The organism is Sulfuricurvum sp. (assembly GCF_031427015.1).
GTDB lineage: Bacteria > Campylobacterota > Campylobacteria > Campylobacterales > Sulfurimonadaceae > Sulfuricurvum.
This window is the reverse complement of the sequence record NZ_JASJOW010000003.1, coordinates 178,241-197,959: the sequence shown is the minus strand read 5'-3', so window position 1 is coordinate 197,959 and position 19,719 is coordinate 178,241. Positions and strand designations below refer to the sequence as shown.

The 19,719-nt window shown below is 41.8% G+C and carries 11 protein-coding genes; 5 read left to right on the top strand and 6 right to left on the bottom strand.

Annotated features, from left to right (window positions below):
• The first annotated feature begins 6 nt into the window (after nucleotides 1–6).
• Nucleotides 7–372 carry a hypothetical protein gene (locus RMO68_RS06220; RefSeq protein WP_310439859.1) on the top strand — a complete coding sequence of 122 codons (366 nt, stop codon included), beginning with the start codon at nucleotides 7–9 and terminating at the stop codon, nucleotides 370–372.
• On the opposite strand, the gene RMO68_RS06215 is transcribed toward RMO68_RS06220, so the two are convergent.
• Both RMO68_RS06215 and RMO68_RS06210 read right to left on the bottom strand, forming a co-directional pair.
• Nucleotides 369–2,180 (bottom strand): diguanylate cyclase, encoded by a 1,812-nt coding sequence (locus tag RMO68_RS06215; protein ID WP_310439858.1) that lies wholly within the window; start codon nucleotides 2,178–2,180, stop codon nucleotides 369–371. The genes RMO68_RS06220 and RMO68_RS06215 overlap by 4 nt on opposite strands.
• Nucleotides 2,177–5,731: an EAL domain-containing protein gene (locus tag RMO68_RS06210; protein ID WP_310439857.1), complete on the bottom strand. Its 3,555-nt coding sequence runs from the start codon at nucleotides 5,729–5,731 to the stop codon at nucleotides 2,177–2,179. The genes RMO68_RS06215 and RMO68_RS06210 overlap by 4 nt, the downstream gene beginning before the upstream one ends.
• Nucleotides 5,732–5,898: 167 nt before the next feature.
• On the opposite strand from RMO68_RS06210, the gene RMO68_RS06205 reads away from it, so the two are divergent.
• Both RMO68_RS06205 and RMO68_RS06200 read left to right on the top strand, forming a co-directional pair.
• A complete protein-coding gene (locus RMO68_RS06205) occupies nucleotides 5,899–6,618 on the top strand; it encodes a PAS domain-containing protein (protein WP_310439856.1) in 720 nt (239 codons plus the stop codon).
• A gap of 6 nt (nucleotides 6,619–6,624) precedes the next feature.
• Nucleotides 6,625–7,932, top strand: coding sequence for a diguanylate cyclase domain-containing protein (locus RMO68_RS06200; RefSeq protein ID WP_310439855.1), 1,308 nt, complete (start codon nucleotides 6,625–6,627; stop codon nucleotides 7,930–7,932).
• Here RMO68_RS06200 and RMO68_RS06195 read toward each other — a convergent pair.
• From RMO68_RS06195 to RMO68_RS06185, 3 genes are read right to left on the bottom strand one after another with little or no spacing between them, the layout of a single operon-like run.
• Complete coding sequence (locus RMO68_RS06195) at nucleotides 7,929–9,191, bottom strand: diguanylate cyclase (RefSeq protein ID WP_310439854.1); 1,263 nt, start codon at nucleotides 9,189–9,191, stop codon at nucleotides 7,929–7,931. The two genes, RMO68_RS06200 and RMO68_RS06195, sit on opposite strands and share 4 nt — an antisense overlap.
• Nucleotides 9,192–9,208: 17 nt before the next feature.
• The gene (locus RMO68_RS06190) at nucleotides 9,209–11,533 is read right to left on the bottom strand and encodes a diguanylate cyclase (protein WP_310439853.1); all 2,325 of its coding nucleotides are present in this window, start codon (nucleotides 11,531–11,533) and stop codon (nucleotides 9,209–9,211) included.
• A gap of 43 nt (nucleotides 11,534–11,576) precedes the next feature.
• Complete coding sequence (locus RMO68_RS06185; RefSeq protein ID WP_310439852.1) at nucleotides 11,577–13,856, bottom strand: diguanylate cyclase; 2,280 nt, start codon at nucleotides 13,854–13,856, stop codon at nucleotides 11,577–11,579.
• A gap of 147 nt (nucleotides 13,857–14,003) precedes the next feature.
• On the opposite strand from RMO68_RS06185, the gene RMO68_RS06180 reads away from it, so the two are divergent.
• Nucleotides 14,004–16,109 (top strand): WD40 repeat domain-containing protein, encoded by a 2,106-nt coding sequence (locus RMO68_RS06180; protein ID WP_310439851.1) that lies wholly within the window; start codon nucleotides 14,004–14,006, stop codon nucleotides 16,107–16,109.
• 119 nt (nucleotides 16,110–16,228) lie between these two features.
• On the top strand, nucleotides 16,229–18,328 hold the full coding sequence (locus tag RMO68_RS06175) for a WD40 repeat domain-containing protein (protein WP_310439850.1): 2,100 nt from the start codon (nucleotides 16,229–16,231) through the stop codon (nucleotides 18,326–18,328).
• Here RMO68_RS06175 and RMO68_RS06170 read toward each other — a convergent pair.
• Complete coding sequence (locus RMO68_RS06170) at nucleotides 18,317–19,624, bottom strand: response regulator (protein ID WP_310439849.1); 1,308 nt, start codon at nucleotides 19,622–19,624, stop codon at nucleotides 18,317–18,319. The genes RMO68_RS06175 and RMO68_RS06170 overlap by 12 nt on opposite strands.
• Nucleotides 19,625–19,719: the final 95 nt, after the last annotated feature.

Sequence of the window (19,719 nt, the reverse complement as noted above, 5' to 3'; positions counted from 1 at the left end):
TGCGCAATGCCATTATCAGAGAGCCAAAAACAGATTATTAAACAATCAAGCGAGCTTTATCGTTCCGAGATCACCCAAATCAACACATGGATTTATAAAGAGGCCGATGATGCACGATGTGATCAACTCTATTTGCTTCGTGCCCTCTCGACGATCGAACACGGAGAACGTATCGGCTTGTTTGATGAGACACGTATTGAAGAAGATCTTGAAGAGATCGCGCATGAAGTAAATCTCTACTTTCCCGAAAAAGATGATGCGGAACTCTTCGATGACCTCTCGATTTTAGAGGATGACGTTAGAGAACGCTATTTTTCAAATCCCGCTCAGGAAAAACAGGCCATTTTAACGGTGTTAAAACTCAGTTTTTAATAAATAACTTTATTACGCCCGTTCTCTTTTGCTTCATAGAGTCTTTCATCCGCCCTTTTGAGAAGCTCTTCCCCCTCCTCGTTCTCTTCGAGTGTCGCCACTCCGAAAGAGCAGGTAACATTTCCAACCGTCTCAAACTCCTCGGTATCAATCGCCTTTCTAAGCATCTCGGCTACACTGATCGATTCTTCCAATGACGTATCCGGTAAAAGGAGAACAAACTCCTCTCCTCCCCATCGGGCGATAATATCACTTTTGCGGGTTCGTTGCCGTACGATAGATGCGATCTGTTTGAGAATCATATCCCCTTGTAAGTGTCCATATTGATCGTTGACATTTTTAAAATGGTCAATATCAAAAAAGATCACCCCTAATGGTTTCTCGGTTCGGTGTGCAATATTAACCGTATGTTGATACACCATTTTAAAATGGAGCCGATTGGCAAGCATCGTGAGCGGATCCGTCATCGTTTGGAGTTGCATCATCGAAATATCGTTAAAAATGACGACGTAACGTCTCTCTTCATTTACTTTCAAAACGGAGATACGAACTTCAAAAACCGTCGTTACCCCCTCAACCGTTATCTTGGCTTTATGGGTTTGGAGAGGATGCTCAAGCATGTATTCCGTCCAACGCTGATCATCATGCACAGGCATCAGATACTCATCGGTATCCCCTGTTTCAAAATACTCACACACGCATAAATGATCCCTTTTAAACGACGCAACGCTCTCATAATGCAAATACTCTAAAAAAGAGCTATTGGCGGCGATCAAATACTCCCCGTCCGTCACGATAACCGGAGAAGGGACCGAATCGAGTATCATTTGGCTGTAGCGTTCTTGAAAACTCATTTTTGCGGTTATTAGAGAATAGCCGCGATCAACCAAAAATGCAATAATAAAAATCAAAAGAAGAGCAATAAGTGCCGAGGCGACGATCATATGACGCAGATGCCCTTTAAAATCACCCGTAGGGCGAACAAACATAATGGCGCCGACGGAGCGGGCTCGATAATCTTTAATTTGGAGAACGTTCACCTCATACGTCTCTCCGGTATAGACGATAATGCCGTTTTGAAGTTTTGAATAGTTATCTGCGTATTTTCGTATAAAGGGGCGATAGGATGAGGGGATATCAATCCCGATATATTCATTAATTATGACCGAATGCCCCATCCGACCGAATGTTCCCAAAGCATTTTTGTGCACAAAGAAAAAAGAGTCATATCCGGCAAAGCGGCGAATTTTATCGGTGAAATACGGTGCGGCTATACCGAACTCAATCGACCCGATGTAAGTACCCTGATTAAATACGGGAATAAGGATACGAAATGCCAATCCTTGCCGCCCCTCTTCAAATCCGGCAATACTTTGTGCACTTTTATGTGCGTAAGCTACCATAGAGCGTTTTGACGCGATATTATCGCCATACACCTGCGGCTGATGCAGTCTGAGCAGCGATGTCCCGTCGGCATTATGAAATTGCATGACGGTAAGCCACGGGTTCTCATGCTGCAACACCTCCCAATCCGGTCGTATAAGATCATAGAGTTTGTCATGATCTCGTGCGGCGAACGATTCTATGATGCCGGGAATACGGAGATTGGCTTCGGCTCTTGAGTGATACAATCGGATCGTATCTTCCAATGTTTCATTATAGGTTCGATGAACATGCTGATACGCTTCACTCAGCCGACGTCCATTTTCTTCTTTTTCGTGATAAAGATTGTAAAACGTAATAATCGAGGCTACCGTCAGTATCAAGAGACTCAAAATTAAAATAATTTTATGTTTTAAATTTTTCATCTCTTCTCCTGCGGGTGCCGAGCGATCCAATCACGCTGATACGCCTCGAATGCGTCCCTATCCAAAGGACGACTAAACCAATATCCCTGATAAGCATGACATCCCAGTGCCAAAAGGGTATCTAACTGCTCTTTCGTCTCTACCCCCTCAGCAATAACCGAAAGTCCCATACTCTCCGTCAAAGCAATCGTCGATTTGCAGATAATGGCATCATTCGGATCACTTAGGATATCACGAACAAATCCCTGATCGATTTTTAGTTGATCAAGAGGGAGCCGTTTCAAATACGAGAGTGAGGAGTATCCTGTTCCGAAATCATCCAATGAGAAACAAACACCTATCGATTTAAGACGATCCATTTTTTCAATAACCTCTTCCACATCTTGAACCAATAAACTTTCAGTCAGTTCAAGTTTCAGCCGTTTAGGATCCGCCCCGCTTTTTTGGAGTGTTTTCACCACTTGATCCACAAAATCTTTTTGATTAAACTGACGAACACTTACATTTACGGCAACGCACAAATCACAAAACCTCTCATCCTGACTCCATTTCGAAATCTGAACACATGCCGCTTCCAAAATCCACTGACCTAATGGCAATATCAGTCCCGTCTCTTCCGCCATCGGTATAAATTCGGCAGGAGCTATTACACCCCGCTGCGGATGATTCCATCGAACCAATGCTTCTGCACCGAAAAGGGCGCCGTTCGCATAGACCTGAGGTTGATAATACAAAATAAACTGTTCCTCCTCAATCCCCCGTCGAATCTCCTCTTCCAACAGAGCACGTGCTTTCAAAGAGGATTCCATGATAGGATCAAAAAAGCTTAATCCGTTTCTCCCCGCCTCTTTGGATTTGTACATCGCTAAATCAGCTTGTTTCATCAATTCATCGTCACTGGTACTATCACCGCGAAAGAGGGTAATACCGATACTGGCGGTTGATTGGTATTGTCCCCTCTCTAAATCATACGGTTCTCCCAACACAGATAAAATTTTCTCACTGATCAATTCACACGTTGCGGCGGCGTATTTTTCTTCACTCCCCAAATCACTTAAAAGAATAACGAATTCATCTCCTCCCAAACGGGCGACCGTATCCCCCTCACGTACACATTTTCGGAGTCGTTCACCGGAGAGTTTGAGGAGATTATCCCCCACTCCATGCCCTAACGTATCGTTCAAAAGCTTGAAATTATCCAAATCAATAAAAAGGAGCGCCCCAAATTGATTATTTCGAGCGCTTAATGCCATTGACTGCTTGAGCCGATCAATCAACAATATCCGATTAGGCAGCTGAGTAAGAGAATCGAAAAACACCAGTTGTTCGACCTTTTCTTCGGTCATTTTGCGTTCACTGATATCCTGAACCGTTCCCATTGAGCGCAAAGCGTTCCCCTCCTCATCAAACTCACTTATCCCGCTCTCATGTACCCATCGGATACGCCCATCATCCATCAAAAGACGATGCGTAACGTTGTAAGGTTCTTTTGTTTCAAGTGAACTTTGATACGCATTCACTACCATCTCCCGATCTTCAGGATGGATACGATCCATCAAAATGTCATAATTGACTTCACAACGGTTCGGATCGATCTCAAAAATACGATAGACTTCATCAGACCATACCAACGCTTTACTCTCTAAATCAAATGACCAGCTTCCCATATGGGCAAAATGTTGCGCTTCGTTTAGTCTTTGGGCCGTCAAACGAAGAGAATTTTGCATCTCTTTGTGTCGGGTAATATCTTCGTATGTCCCTAAAATCCCGATGATCTCTCCATGATTGTTTTTAAGCGGTACTTTGGATGTACTGAGCCAAATCGTCTCTCCGTTTGGGGTCGTTTGTACTTCTTCATAAAAAAGTTTAGCCTCCCCTGAAGCCATCACGGCACGATCGTCTTCCCGATACGCATCCGCCTCTGCCGACCATCCCATTTGATAATCATCTTTTCCGATAAGTTCATTAGGTTTTTCAAGTCCGGCATCATGCGCAAAAAGGGTGTTGCAACCCATATACCGTAGAGTACGGCTCTTCCAAAAAATCCGAATGGGGATAGTATCAATAATCGTATAGAGAAGATTATGCGATTCGATAATTGCATCTTCCGCTTTTTGCCATTGTGTGATATCCGTATCATTCCCTCGATATCCGAGCAGTCGTCCATCCTGAGCAAGGAGAGGAAGAGCATTGGTCATAAGCCAAACAATGCCCCCCGATTTGTTCATCGAGCGATTTTTATAATTACTAAAAGACTCTTTTCGCGCAAAAATTTCAAGAGCTGCATTTTTAAACGCTTCTCTTCCGTTTTCAGGATGAAGTTCATAAAAATATTTTCCAATGAGTTCATCAGCGTGATACCCTAAAACTTCATAAACGACATCACTGATATAGGTAAATTTTCCATGAGCATCAACCTCCCATGCAAATGTCCGACTATGACGGGCAAGCTGTTCAAGGCGTTGCTGACTCTCGTACAGATAACGCTGCTGATTTTTGATCCCCTCATCGGTTCGACGAATAAGCAGATAAATAAAGCTTATAACAAATCCGATAAGGATCAGACCCGAGATTCCACCTAACACCGCTTGATCAAAAAATTCGAGATTTTCATGCGTGATGTTGTTCATAATGAACAAATTACCCACCTCTTTCCCCGATACGTCTTTGAGCTCCACCATCGACACTCTATACGTCTTCCCCTCTGCATATACCTCTTTATCGAGCTCTTGGAGTTTATATTGTATGCCTGTGGAATCGTTTATTAACGCGAGAAAGGGTTGAGGGATTTTCTCCATTGAAGAGTAGACTAACGCATCATTCTTGAAAAGATTCCAGTTCCCCTCACGCGAGAGCAACCGCATCCCCTCTTCCCATGCAGCGCGGTTGAGATACTCTTTATGTAAAATAACCGCCAGTTGAATATCGGATTGAAAATGGAGATGCTTGATCACATCTTCGATCTCTTTGCCTAATTCGATGTATCCGATCAGCTCATTATCTACAATCACAGGCTGTACTACCCGTAAGGTCAGCGTTCCCATCGGGCCGACTTCGATGCCTGATGAAATTTTTCGGCTCCACTCCGCTTCCAAAGCGGTAAAACGATCAATAACATCCCCTTTTTTGATAGGGTTATGTATCCGTGCCAGACAAACACGATTTTTATCCATAAAATAAAAATGGGTAAGACCATTCTCCTCTTTCATTTTTTCAAATATCCCGTGCCATTGGGCAAAAAGGGCTCGGCTGTTACCCTCGCGCAATGCTTTTTGAACGCCAAGATCAGCGGCTATAGGTTTAATTGCCAAAGAGAGTGCTGAAGATTGCTGATGGAGTAATATCTCCATGTCATGGTTCATCTCGGAAATATTGTCACTGGATTTGTCATGCAAAAAATGACGGTACTGTTGATAGAGTAAAATGCCGCTTCCGATAACACACAAAAGTATTAATATACTCAAGGGTGTCATCAGCTGACGCATTAGCGGTTTAGGCTGAATCTTTTGACGATCATACGTTTTCCACATAAACCTATTGAGTTCTTTCAATCTTAATTACCTTGTTCCAAATACGGTACTGTTTTTATTCGTTACAAGAGTACCTCTTTGATCCTTTGGGGATACTTATTTGCGTTCAAAGCCTCCCTTTCGAATAAAATTCCAATTATTGACTAAAAAAGACACTTTGAAGACACTTTTTGATTACAATTGCCTCCATGAATACTCACCACATAATTAAACTTTGCGACCGATGCTATTGGGACACCACTACCGAAACCATAAAATTGCATAACGAAAATGTACCGTTAACCTCTAATATGAGAAAAGTTTTAAAACTCCTCATCACCAATTACAATAAACCCATCAGCAGTATTGACATATTTTTTCATATATGGGAGAACTTTGAAAATGAGTATAAACCTAGAAATGTCCGTAATTTAATCAGTAACATTCGCAAACGTATCCCCTGTCTCTCGATCGTCAACTATTACGGCGGAAGCTATATGTTGAAAAAGAATCGTGAAAGCCACCCTCTATTTAGTGAGAATTTAATTGATATTCTCGATCAAGCCCAAAACGGTATTACGATATCCGATCCCAACCAAAACGATAACCCTGTCATTTACGTGAATCATGCTTTTGCAAATGCTTTCGGATATACCCCTGAAGAGGTGATCGGGAAAAATTGCCGTTTTTTACAAGGGGATGATCGCAATCAGCCTGCTCTCGAAGAGATACGTCAAGCTATGCAAGCTTTCAAAGATGTCACCGTAACGCTCCGAAATTATCATAAATCGGGTCAACTCATCTACAGTGAGGTAACGATAAGCCCTATTTTCGATAAAAAAACACACAAACTAAAATATTTTTTGGGGATACAAAAAGATGTCACCTCGCTTCAACAATTGATACAGCAGATTAAAGGGATGGTCTAAACAGCCATGCTAAAAAACTTTACCCTTCTCTATGTAGAAAATAACGAAGAGGCTATTGAGACCTTTCTAAGTGCATTCAAAGAGCATTTCAAGGCTATTTTTATCGCTAGAAACGGTGATGAGGCGATGAGCATTTTCGAATCCTCTCATCCTGATATTCTCCTGTGCGAGATTCAAATACCTGACATAAACAGTTTTGAGATGATCGAGCGTATGCGTGCAACGGATCCCAATCTTCCGGTCATTATTAATTCTGTTTTTAGCGATACCCCGTTACTGCTTCAGAGTATTGCACTGCACGTCGATAATTATATTTTAAAACCGACGGACATAGAGGTTATGCTCAAAGCGCTGGAAAAAGCGGCGCGCGTTTTAAATCTCGAGAAATCGTTGGTACGTTCACATAGGATGATGCAAACTATCATCGATGAGATACCCGATCCTATCATGTACATTGAGCTTGATTTCAGTGTCAGTATGATGAATAAAGCGGCCAAAGAACTGGGGGGAGAAGATGTCAATGCACTCCTTCCGAAATGTTACAAGATATCGAATACGACAAGCGGTGCCTGTGCTGACGGCTCCCCACTCTGTCCCATCGAGCATGTTTCCAAAACGAAAAAACCCTCTACTCAGCGACATATACATACCGATAAAAAAGGGAAAAAACATCATATTGACGTTGATGCTCGACCGATATTCGATAGTGAAGGTGCCGTTGTCGCCTACCTCGAAATTCGCCGTGATATCAGTAACTATCTCGATGTCCAAAATCAATTGCTCCATGAAACCAAGAAACTGACCCATATTTCCATGCATGATTCTCTAACCCATTTGCCTAACCGCCGTCTTCTTGCCGACCGTATCAATCACGCAATCGATCGAAAAACCCGTACCGGTGGAGAGTTTGCAATCTTTTTTATCGATCTGGATCATTTTAAAGAGATCAATGATACGTTAGGGCATTTGATCGGGGATCAGCTTTTGATTCATGTAGCCAAACGGATACGGCAAATGACCCGAAAAGGGGATACGGTTGCCCGCAACGGAGGGGATGAGTTTGTCCTACTCATCGATGACGGTATTTCCAAAAACCATTTTACTACGGTTGCTGAAAAAATATTACAATTATTCAAAACCCCTTTTCTCATCCAAGATACAGAGGTTTACAGTGCATGCAGCATCGGTATCAGTATTTTCCCCCAAGACGGGGAAACGGCAGAAACTCTACTCAATCACGCCGATATCGCTATGTACGCATCGAAAGAAGCAGGCCGTCAGCAGTTTGCTTTTTACTCACCCGCTCTCGTTTAAACAACACAGAGTTTATTGCCTCCGGCTGTTTTCGCCTGATAAAGCTGTGCATCGGCTTCGTTTATCGTCTCCGCAAAAGAGTCTTCGTGTTCCACGATCGCACCGATGGAAACACTCACAAATATCTCTTCTCCCTGCGTGTTTATCAGAGGTGTACACGCTATCTTTTGACGGAGATGTTCTAAAACATCCAACCCGTTTTCACGCCCCGTATCTTTAAGTACAACACAAAACTCTTCCCCCTCAAATCGGGCTACGATATCGTGATACTGTAACTCGGAACGAATAATCTCAGAGATGTGAATAATCGCATTGTCGGCACAATCATGACCGTAGGTAGCATTGATACTTTTGAAATTATCCATCGCGATCATCGCCGTCACAAAGGTTTCATCTTGAGCGCCCGCCGCTTGAAAATAGCTCTCCATAACCGTGAAAAAATGGCGACGGTTGTAGAGTCCTGTCAAAAAATCACGATGGGAGAAGTTGGTAATCATGTCGATATTTTCCAATGCCTCAATCGCATTGCATATACGGCATGAAAACTCCTCTTTACTGAACGGTTTGTTGATGAAATCGTTGGCACCTCGTTTGAGGAACATAGCGGAGACATCGGAATCCTCGGTGGAGGAGAGGACAAAAACACACAGCTGGTTCTTAGTGTATTTTTGGCGAACGGCTTTTGTCAGCTCCAACCCGTCCATAACCGGCATATTGTAATCGGTAATAATGATTTTAATGTCAGGGTGCTGTTCTAAAATCAAAAGCGCTTCTTCGCCGTGGGCAAGGGCAAAGACTTGAAAAAAGAGGTTCTCCACCATTTTTTTCATCTGATTGCGGAATACCGATGAGTCATCGACCACCATCACTTTATGATGACGGTTTTTGAGAAGTCTTTTAATAATATCAATGACGTAGTCGATATCATCAAGACCCCCTTTGTGGACATAATCGATAATCTCTTTTTTTAGCATCGCTTTTCGAAACTCTTTATCGATACTCCCAGTCAAAACAATCGAGGGGATGTTTTTTTTGAGGATTACATCAACCACTTCACCGTTAGGTGCATCGGGGAGATTAAGATCGAGAATGGCTAGCGTATAAGTATACTTTTTCGTAAAAAGCTCCGCTTCTGCCAGCGAATAGGCGATATCAATCTCTACGTTTAATTCACTTTTTACTTTTAAGCTGATCAATTTTGACAAGGTTTTACTATCATCAACCAATAAAATACGTTCCGTTATTATTTTTTTATCCATTTTTTTCCTTTATTCTCTTAAGCGACGGTTGCTGCGACTCTATTTTTTCCGCCCTCTTTAGCCTTATAAAGAGCATCATCGGCATTCTTAAAAAGTGTCTCTTTCGAAATTTCATCTTCGACCGCTTTAAATGCCATTCCGATACTGACCGTAACATGTTTGGCCGCCGATGAATAGGCATGCGGTATCTCCAGCTCTTCAACCGCTTGAATTAAACTTTTTGAAACCTGCAAAGCCCCTTCAAAATCGATATCTTTCAGTACAACAACAAACTCTTCTCCACCGTAGCGTGCGACTATATCACTGGAGCGCTTAAGAGATTTCTGAAAAACTTCAGCTATTTTGATCAGGCACTCATCCCCTTTTATATGACCGTAATGATCGTTATACGATTTAAAACTATCGACATCAATCATCAATACTGCCAATGTTTTTTTATCTCTTACCATCTCTTTATACTTTTTATCATACATCTCATCGAAAAAGCGGCGATTCGGAATTTTCGTCAATCCGTCAACCATCGCAAGTTCTAAAAGTTCCTCATTTTTGAGTTGTAAGGAGGCGTTTGCTTCTTCAAGTTTTAACTTTGTCTCCTGAAGCTCTTGGTATAACAAAACCTCTTCGGTAATGTCCTGTACCGTTCCTCTGGAAAGTGTTGCCAAACCCGCAGTATCATAGTCGGTATCTCCGACTTCCCGAACCCATTTGATCCTTCCGTCTTTCATTAAAAGCCGATGTTCAATAATATATTTTTGCCGATCTTGCAAAGAGTTCAGATACGCTTCGTTGACACTTTGACGATCATCGGGATGGATCGTATCTATAAAAGCGGTATAAGAGGGTTCAAAATGCAAAGGGTTGATTTCAAAAATACGGTAAATCTCTTCGGACCAAATCAGAGTATTAGTAACCAAATCGAGTTCCCAACTCCCGATATGTGATATCGATTGCGCTTTTTTAAGGCTTAATTCACTTCTTTGCAGTGTCTCTTGCAGCTCTTTTTGTTCTGTGATGTCTCGAAAAACGATAATAGCCCCATCATTTGCAGAAGCGACCGTGAGACTAACGGGGAAGTATGTACCGTCATAACGGATTAAAAGCTCTTCGCAGCTTCGGGTTTGTTGATCATCCAATGTGAGATAAATCGGACATTTTGATTTATTATAGGCTTCAGGGGAATCTTTCTGATGATGAAAGAAAGTGTGCTGATCCTCTCCTAAAACCTCTTTTTCCGTGAGTCCGATCATTTTAAGCGCCTGAGTATTAATCCACGTACATTTCCCCTCTTTATCAACACCGTAAACGCCGTCTCCAATGTTGGAAAGGAGCGATTCGAAGAGTTTTTTTCTCCGTCTCTCCCGCGTAAAATAGATCAAGGTAAGTACTAATGCCCCCACTGAAACTAAAATCACCGCTTTATAGTGTTCCCAAATATCCAAATAGGTAAATTCGGGAATTGTATCAAATGGAGGGAGACGCAAATGACGAGCGAGGTCTTCGACTTCCAAATAATCGGCAGGGAGGCTAAAGCCGTAAATCCCTTTTTTGAGCAATACCTGATTCGTCGGTTGTAGTGAAAACAACGCTGCGACAAACGCTTTTGTATCCGATTCTTCCGTATGCGGAAGGGCGAAAACAGGCCACTCTGGATAAAGTCTTGTCGATACGCGGTAAGGATGGTTAGGCCATTTTTGCTCATGGACAATTCGAATATCATCCGCCTTTATCTCACCGTTTGAAATCATATCTTCTAAAATACCGTCACGGATAAATCCGACTTCCGCTTTTTTAAGGAGGACATCTTGGACTACTTTTTGATGTGAATCATGCGTTTGGAGTATCTTATTGTTCTTTTCATTGATCTTGATCCCGTTTTCATACAACTCATATACTTGAGCCCTAAATCCCCCCATGTGTTTTAAACTCGGAGTTGAAATCGATTTACCTTTGATGTCACGAATATTTTCAATCATACTCTCGGGACGGACGATAATAACTCCGCCGAGCCTGCTGGTAGGCTTTCCATCCTCACTCACACTGATCAGTGTCGCGATTGCCCCGCTGAGCGCATATTGTTGACGTACAACAAGAAAATGGGTCGGATTAGTGGTAACGATATCCAGTTGGTTTTTAGCAATTTTCTCGTCCATCTCCTCTTGTGTAAGGATTTCAAGGAGAACTTCTTTATCTAATTTTGTATTTAAATAATCGACGAGAGGCTGATATTTGGCGCGTGTTTTTTCAACGCCGGCATAAGCGAATACGCCAAAACGGATCTGATCTTTTGCAGATGCGGAGACGAAGATAAGAAATAAGAGCAAAAAAGATATCGATTTATTCATATAGGGAACACTTTTGATTTAATTTTATCATGATACCCAATTCTCACGACTCTACCTTCAAAACTGAGCACACTCTATTACGCCCCCCGGCTTTCGCTTCATATAGAGCCTGATCAATTTGGGCAACACATTCATGGATACTTTCATTATGCGATAACTCTCCTACACCGATGCTGACGGTGACATTAATAGCACCGCGATAGTGGTGTGTTTCAACCTTTTTGCGGAAACTTTCTGCCACTTCTTTTGCCTCATCAGAAGTCGTATGCGGAAGAATAACCATAAACTCTTCACCGCCCCAGCGCCCGATAATATCGCTCTGACGGAAATTATTTTTCATAAGAGTGGCTATCTCTATTAAAATTTCATCGCCTATCTGATGCCCCATCGTATCGTTTATTTTTTTAAAGTAGTCTACATCGATCATCATGATCGCACAATGATGATTCCGATAGCGGCTGACTTTTTTCTCCTCTTCCATCAATCGCTGATCGGTTTTTTGACGGTTATAAAGCCCTGTCAACTTATCGGTAACCGAGAGTTTTAAAAGTTTTCGATTGTAACGATTAATGATGTAATGACGCCATAAAAATGCCGCAATAATTAATCCGAAAAGAATCCCTATTTTCATCATCATTTCATTATCGATCCATGGAACCTCTTCGACCGTCGATACCCATCGATTATAAATATCCTGCATATCGGCTTCGTCGGTATTCGTCACTAATTTTTCAAAAATAGAGTTGAGCAACGGTTCATCGTTTCGGGTTCCAACCCCCAGCTGCACTTTACTGTCTTCCAGACGCATCGATACTTTAAGCTGTCCGGTATGCTCTTTTTGAATATAAGAGGAGATCACCATAAGGTTATCGATGTAACCGTAAAGCTCTCCCCGCTCTACCATAGAGAGCCCCTCTTTAATCGATCCCACCTCGATGATTGTGAGATTCGGATAAGCCATTTTAAGCTGTTCCGTAATCGAATACCCTTTTACCGCCCCCAGTTTTTTCCCTGTCAGTGTTCCGATATCATCGATAAACGGTTGATCCATCTTTGTCGCCATCACGATAGGGAGGGTAACATAAGGGGAGGTAAAATCCATATACACCAGTCGGCTCGGAGTGCTAGAAGCGAGTGAAAAAATATCACACTTGCGTTCTCGTGCAAATTGAAGCGTCTCATCCCATGAACGGGTAGGAACCAGTTCTATCGAGATTTTTAGCTCACTTTCAAAACGATGCATCACATCCGCAGCAATCCCAATATGTTTTCCGTCACGAATCGCTTCGAACGGGTACCACTCCGGATCCACACACATCAAAATCTTTTTTTTGTGAAGGAGATACCCCTGTTCATCAGCCGTTAAATTGAGTTTTTTCGAAACATTTTCCGCAACGTCACGTAATAAAAACTTCCCTAATTTCTGTGTCGGGTCAATAATTCCGGCACGGATCAGCTGTTTAAACAATCGTGTTGTCAGCTCCGTATCGGCTTCACCGATTCGATAAAGATCCCCCAACATAAGTTGATGGATCACTTGTGCTTCATAGTGCAGTGCTTCTTCGGATTTTTGGACACCGTAATGAGTTTTGAGAAGCGTGATCATCTCCTTAGGATTTTTAATCGCATATTCCCATCCGCGATTCGTCGCATCTACCATCCGCTGTGCACGATCTGAATGTTCTATCGCCTCTCTTTGGGAGGTAAAAAGATTCCCCGAACTAACAACAAATCCATACTCTACCGGATCGATAATCGTGTATTCGACCCCTGCACGATCCAGTTCGTAAAGCTGATTCGAACGAAATGCGCTCATCGCGTCTACTTTTCCGTTAATAAAATCATCGACTCGAAACGTGTGCTCTACAAAACGGGTATTCTCCACAGTGATCCCAAAATGGGACATCAAGAGGGATATTGCACTATTTTTGCGTTCGCTATCCGTTACCATGATCGTTTTCCCGATCAAATCGATAGGTTTTTTTATCCCTTTTCGTGCGACGAAAATCAAAGGAGACTGCTGCATATACGTCGCCATCAAAACGATCGGTTTAATTTTCCCTTTTTCGATGGAGAGATTTGAGTTATAGACACCGTAAGTCGCTTTGCGTTGAAGTACCTCATTCACGACATCAATACCGTTTCGATATTCGCGGAACTCGACATCCAATCCCACTTCACGGTAAAACCCTTTTTCCTTTGCAGCAATAAATCCCGCAAATTCGAACTGATATTTCCAATCCAGTTGAAGAGAGACTTTTTCGAGAGAATTTTGAGAAAAAAGTGATGACGCCATCATAAAAAATAATAATAAATATTTCATTCAACCCCTACACACTGATTCTTAATTATTATAACGGAAATTGATATAAATATGGATCAAAATTCTTCTTTAAACGGTAATTTTGCAACACATTTGCGACACTAAAATGAAACAATTAACGTATGGAATCCGTTTGGAGGTAATACAATGTTATTGTCATACACATCCTTACATGCATTAAGAAGTATAGTTGCATCAACCGTGAATGAATCGGGACTTATTCTCATCGATTCGACACCCATTATTTATCGCTATTCGCTTGATGGACACTACCAAAAACATGCAAATATGAAAGGGATTCAATCCTATCCCAACCGTTACGGCAACTCAGTCGCCATTACTAACAACGGTAAATTCGGCTTGGTTTGCGATCCTTCTAATGAACGTGTCCTTTTTTTATCGCTTGATCCCGTAAAACTTCTCTCAACCGTTCCGATGGCCAAACCGGATATCGTCCGTTTCAGCGATGACGGCCGCTTCTTCGCCATCGGAAATATCTCCGGAAGATTAAAAGTATATGATTCTCTCACCTACAAAACGTTGGATGAATTACAGCTCCCCGATGGAATTGTTTGTGCCGCGTTTTCAAAAGACGGAACAAAACTCGCTATCTCGACCATGGATAAAAAAGTCCATTTATTCTATACCCATACCCAAAAAATAGGGCATGTTTTTCGTATAGACGACATTGTCGAAGCAATCATCTTTTCATCAGACAATAATAAAGTCTTAGGATTTAGCCGTTCAGGTTCTACCTACGTATTTAATATCATGCTTAGACAACAGTTTTTGGGTGATCCTTCCATGGAGTGGCCGACTCATATTGCCAGCGGATTTAACGAATATGCTCTCTTGCTCGGTTCTCGGAGTAATCAGCTCTTGATTTACAACCGTTCAGACGGAATAAAATTAGGATCAATAAGTTTCGATCATTGGGGAATTACCTCTGTGAGTGCATCGTCCGACCATGTTTTTGTCGGTTTTTCCAATGGAAACTGTATCGTCATTGACTTGCATGAAGCCGTCCAAGAAGCCACTAAAGCTCTCGAATCGGGCAATATAGCCAAGCTCTGTGTTCTCGTAGCAGAGAGCCCTTTGGTTTTTGTAAACAATGATTTGTGCAAACAAATCGAAAAACATCATGAAACTATTTTTTGCTTTTTACCCTCTACGTCTGATGAGAAAAAAGGGTATGAAGCGATCGTCTCCCTTATCATTGCAGACGGTGCGATACGCAAAGAGCTCATGAAAACCCTCTATGATTCCAAAGAGATCACACCGTTTATGGATAATATTTCTCAGGGAAATGCGCAGCAAGCGTGCGAAACGGCTGACAGTGCACCTTTATTAGGGCATCTTCGCGAGTTTCATGAAATACGTTCCAACTGTCTGAATAACCTAATGCATGAAATCAAACTTTTGGAAGTCGACGCTGTCAAATTCAAAGAGTATATCGAATCCGTACCGGATGCCTGTACGGAATGTGTTCATGAACTTATCCCCAGTACAGAGATTCTCGAAACAAACTATAAAAAGCTGGTTTCGTACGCTTCGGCTAATAACTACGCATCGCTTATGGAAATCACCGAAAAATTCCCTATTTTACGTCAAACAAAAATCTATCGCCGTCTCATGAATCACGGAGAATCGATGATCGATAAAATATTGATGATGATTGCCGCAGGTAAAATGCATGAAGCAGAAATGCTTGCCACAAATTTAACACGCCTCAAACCGTTTGCCTCCACCGGCAATGATTTTAAAACCCAGATTAAAGCGTTCGACGCATTTGAAAATGCCGCAAAAGCGAACAATCTCGTTAAACTCTACGCATTGGCATCTGAACACCCTGCTCTACGGACTACCGAAATATTTAGACTCCAAATCGAAGCGCACAAAATCAATATAATGACTCCCGCTCTTGTCTACGCTAAAAAAGGAGATGTAGCCAAAACGTTGGAGATCATTGCTCCATACGCCACAATAGGTTTTTTTGAAGAGAAAAATCTAGGCTTGCTCAAAAAAGCGTTGGTTCACGAGATTGAACTCTATGCCCCCTTAGGAGAAGAGCGCGCTTTACTGGATAATTATCATAAATGTTTCGGATGGGATGAAGATTACGATCAAGTGTGTTTAACCTTAGGTGTTCCTCCGAATGAACACAAAAAACTCGACGAAGTATCGTCTGAATGCAAAAAATTGACAACCTTTTTATCCGGAGACAAAAAGCGGAGAAACCTTTTAGCTTCCTAAATAAAAGTGATCAAAAATTTGCCACACAAATGCAACACTAACGCGTTAGTATAGTAGTTGAAATATAAGTGTTTCCTATAAATATTCGGTCACATCGGGAAGCGCAAAGATAGGGTCCCATGATTAAAGTAACCAAGTCATTTGAAGCGGCAGGGAGTATTATCGCTCTCCATGCTAATCAAAATTCAATCTTTTTCACGGATAACAAACACTTTTTATATTCCATCGATAAATCTACATGGGTACTTCGCGCCCATATCATCTCCGACAATTCAGCATCTCCCCTCCACCCTTATCAAAAAAGTTCGGCTTTCGGAACACGGGGGTCCGGTATTTACAGCGTTGACACTAACGGAAGTTGTGCCGTATGCTACACTCTCCCACCCGTCTCTTCCGAAGGGGTTGCTAACTCTATCCGAAATGTAACGGCATCGGCAAAATCCATCTCAGGGGAAAAGATCTTCCTCTACGGTCATGATCAGAGATCGGAAGTGATGACCTTCGGAGGAGAAAACGGTGAATATATTTTCACCGGTGGAACCGATGGAAAAGTCTATATGTACAGTTCCGCAAATGCCCATCTTTTAATGTCACTCCGCTCGCTTCCCGATTACATCGCTCACCTTACCGCCAATGAGAGCGGACGATACCTCTCCTACAGCGCTTATGATCACTCGCTTCATGTCATCGATATTCGCTATCAAACCGAAATTCTAAATACCTATCTCGGGGACGTCATCGAAGACTCTTTGTTTTTTAAAGACTCCCGCTGTTTGTATGCGATCAGCCGTGACGGCGTATCGTATATTTTTGACTTACGAGAACACACCGTCCTTAAAAAAGCGATCTTCCCCACTTGGCCTACCTGTTGTGTCATAGACAGTACGTTTCGTTATGCCGTTGTGGGAACACGCGGGGGTTATGTCCATATCGTCAAACTTTCCGATAATACGATCTTCGCTAATGTAAAACTCGATCAAAAAGGGATTTCATCGCTTTTAATCAATGATAATTATTTACTCGTCGGATTTAATAACGGATACGTCTATGTGGTAGACTTATTCGCCTACATAGACGATTTTTCCCAAGCCCTTGCGGAATACGATTACCCCTCTGCCAAAAAATGTCTTGATAAAAATGTTTTTCTCACCATTCATCCTATGTCTCAAATGTTTGAAGAAGCTTGGGAGAAATTACTGCATGAGATACGTGAGCAATTCTCAGTCGGAAATACCGCTAACGCAATGGAATCGGCAGCCCCTTTCTTGTCGGACGTATCGCGTAAAAAAGAGTTCGACTTTCTATTTCAAAAACAAAAAGAGTTTGAAAAATTTAGACAATTGGTCGAGAAAAAGCTTTATCCGGAAGCGTATGCTCTGCTTGAAGTCTCTCCGTATCTCCATAAAACAGACAGTGCACGAAAACTTGAAGCTGTTTTTACGAAAACGTTTGCGCAAGCTAAAAAAATTATTGCCGCCGATCCGCTCCGTAATTTTCCGAGAGCGCAAGAACTTCTTAAACCCTTCGGTAAAGTTGCTTCGAAAAAAGAGATTATTTTCTCATTAATCAAAAAATACCCTGTCTTTTTAAAAGCCGATAATTATGTCAAAGAGAGAAATTTCAAAAGCTATTTTCTCCTAACCGAAGAGCACCCTCTTCTCAAAAATGAAGATATTTATAAAAAGCTGTGTACGATTGCCGAAAACAATATCGAGAAAATCCAACTCTATATCAATACTCAACGCTACAACGAAGCCGTCGAAACCATAAAACAGATTGTTCCGTTTCTCCCCTACAAACAGCAGCTCTCACGTCTCGCGCATCAGGTGCAAATACGGAGAAAACTAGCGCAATTGATTCAAGACAACAAAATGGCGGAAGCGTATGAACTGGTCGGAATGTACCCTGCTCTCGAATCGGTTGATTTTTTTGTAGAGTACGAAAAGGTTTTTGATAAAGCGGTCTCTATCGCCATGATCTCTGTCGGAAGAGGGGATATCCAGCAGACCCAAAGTATTCTCTCCCCATTCAATAACGTAAAACGTTTCAAATCGAAAATCCGAGAGTGCATACGGCAATCCGCCTACAACCGCCTTGACTCCCTTTTTCAGAAACGTGAACTCACTTCCGCGCAGCCTATCGTCGCTTTCTATCTCAAAGAGTTCGGTAAAGATAACGATTACGAACGTTTGACAAAAAAATACGGACTAAATGAATAGCCCCTCAAACGCTTCATCACTCAGAGTATTCGACTGAAACGAAACGATTTTATTACGTCCGGTACTTTGTGCACTTTGCAAATTTGATTCGGCGATTTGAATAAGTTCATCTATACTCAATACTTTTCCCTCATAGGAACCGCCGGAAACGGTAAAAGAGACTAAGATGTCTTGAACCTGCGTAAGACTTTTTGCCGCTTTTACCCTGAGGGTTTCGAGCGCATCGTCAAAAATATTACCTTTGATATCTATCGCTAAAACACTAAATTTTTCATCTGAAAAACGTGCAATCAGCATGGGAGACGGAAAGCTTTTTTGAAGCATCTCCGCAAAGTTTTTTTGGATCATATCGCTCCCGCAAAAACTGCTTTCTTTATGGATCTCTCGCAAATTATCTATTTCAAAAAAAGCCAGTGCAACCTCATAATCATGCCGCTTCGCCTCCTCTAACATCCGCTCTGATTGTTCTAAAAAGTATTTACGGTTATAAAGCCCGCTTAAAAAATCTTTGGTTCCGTACTCTTCGTAATAATCAAACATGTCTAACAGTTCAAGATTTGAATTAACCCGCACAAAAAGTTCTTCTTGTTCAAACGGCTTATGGAGAAAATCGTTGGCTCCGTGTTTAAGAAATTTTGCACTTAGCCCTTGTTCATCCACTCCGCTGAGAGCGATAATACTGAGAACATTTTTACGATAATGCTGTCGAAGACGCAACGTAAATTCCAATCCGTTCATATTCGGCATATCATAGTCGGTAATAATCAGCGTAATATGGTTGTTTTTATCTTCTAATATCATCATTGCTTCCAGCGGGTCTTCCGCTTCAAAAACGTTAAGATGAAGTTTTTTGAGCTGTCTGCTAACCAAACTCCGCATACTTTTGGAATCATCGACAATCATGACATGGGTCATGTAATTTTTTAAAATGCGTTTGAGGGCGAAAACAACGTACGCGATATTATTGGAGTTATTTTTCAAAATCAATTCAAAAATATTTTTAGAAATAAGATCGCTGTGCAGGTGCGAATCGGTCGTCCCCGTTAATACAATCGTCGGAATCCCTAACGCAATACTCAGATCGATTGCTTCCCCGTCTTTTGCATCGGGCAATACGACATCAACAATGGCCGCATGAAAAAAAATATCGTTTACAATCTCTTTCGCCTGAGCAAAACTTTGTGCTTTATGGATGGTGATATTCTCGATATCTTTGAGAATCGCTTTTTCGATAATACTCAATACAAATGCACTGTCGTCGATAATTAAGATATTTTTATTACTGGTATTTTCCATATCATTTACCCTAAAAAGACCTTTCTCTAACAACATTACCAAACTTTAGCACCTTTGTGTTGCAAATGTGTGGCAAACACTATTCCAACGAAATG

Coding starts and splice junctions, on each gene's coding strand:
- RMO68_RS06205 (WP_310439856.1), top strand. CDS start 5,899: ATGAATACTCACCACATAATTAAACTTTGCGACCGATGCTATTGGGAC.
- RMO68_RS06200 (WP_310439855.1), top strand. CDS start 6,625: ATGCTAAAAAACTTTACCCTTCTCTATGTAGAAAATAACGAAGAGGCT.
- RMO68_RS06170 (WP_310439849.1), bottom strand. CDS start 19,624: ATGGAAAATACCAGTAATAAAAATATCTTAATTATCGACGACAGTGCA.
- RMO68_RS06220 (WP_310439859.1), top strand. CDS start 7: ATGCCATTATCAGAGAGCCAAAAACAGATTATTAAACAATCAAGCGAG.
- RMO68_RS06195 (WP_310439854.1), bottom strand. CDS start 9,191: ATGGATAAAAAAATAATAACGGAACGTATTTTATTGGTTGATGATAGT.
- RMO68_RS06180 (WP_310439851.1), top strand. CDS start 14,004: ATGTTATTGTCATACACATCCTTACATGCATTAAGAAGTATAGTTGCA.
- RMO68_RS06185 (WP_310439852.1), bottom strand. CDS start 13,856: ATGAAATATTTATTATTATTTTTTATGATGGCGTCATCACTTTTTTCT.
- RMO68_RS06215 (WP_310439858.1), bottom strand. CDS start 2,180: ATGAAAAATTTAAAACATAAAATTATTTTAATTTTGAGTCTCTTGATA.
- RMO68_RS06175 (WP_310439850.1), top strand. CDS start 16,229: ATGATTAAAGTAACCAAGTCATTTGAAGCGGCAGGGAGTATTATCGCT.
- RMO68_RS06190 (WP_310439853.1), bottom strand. CDS start 11,533: ATGAATAAATCGATATCTTTTTTGCTCTTATTTCTTATCTTCGTCTCC.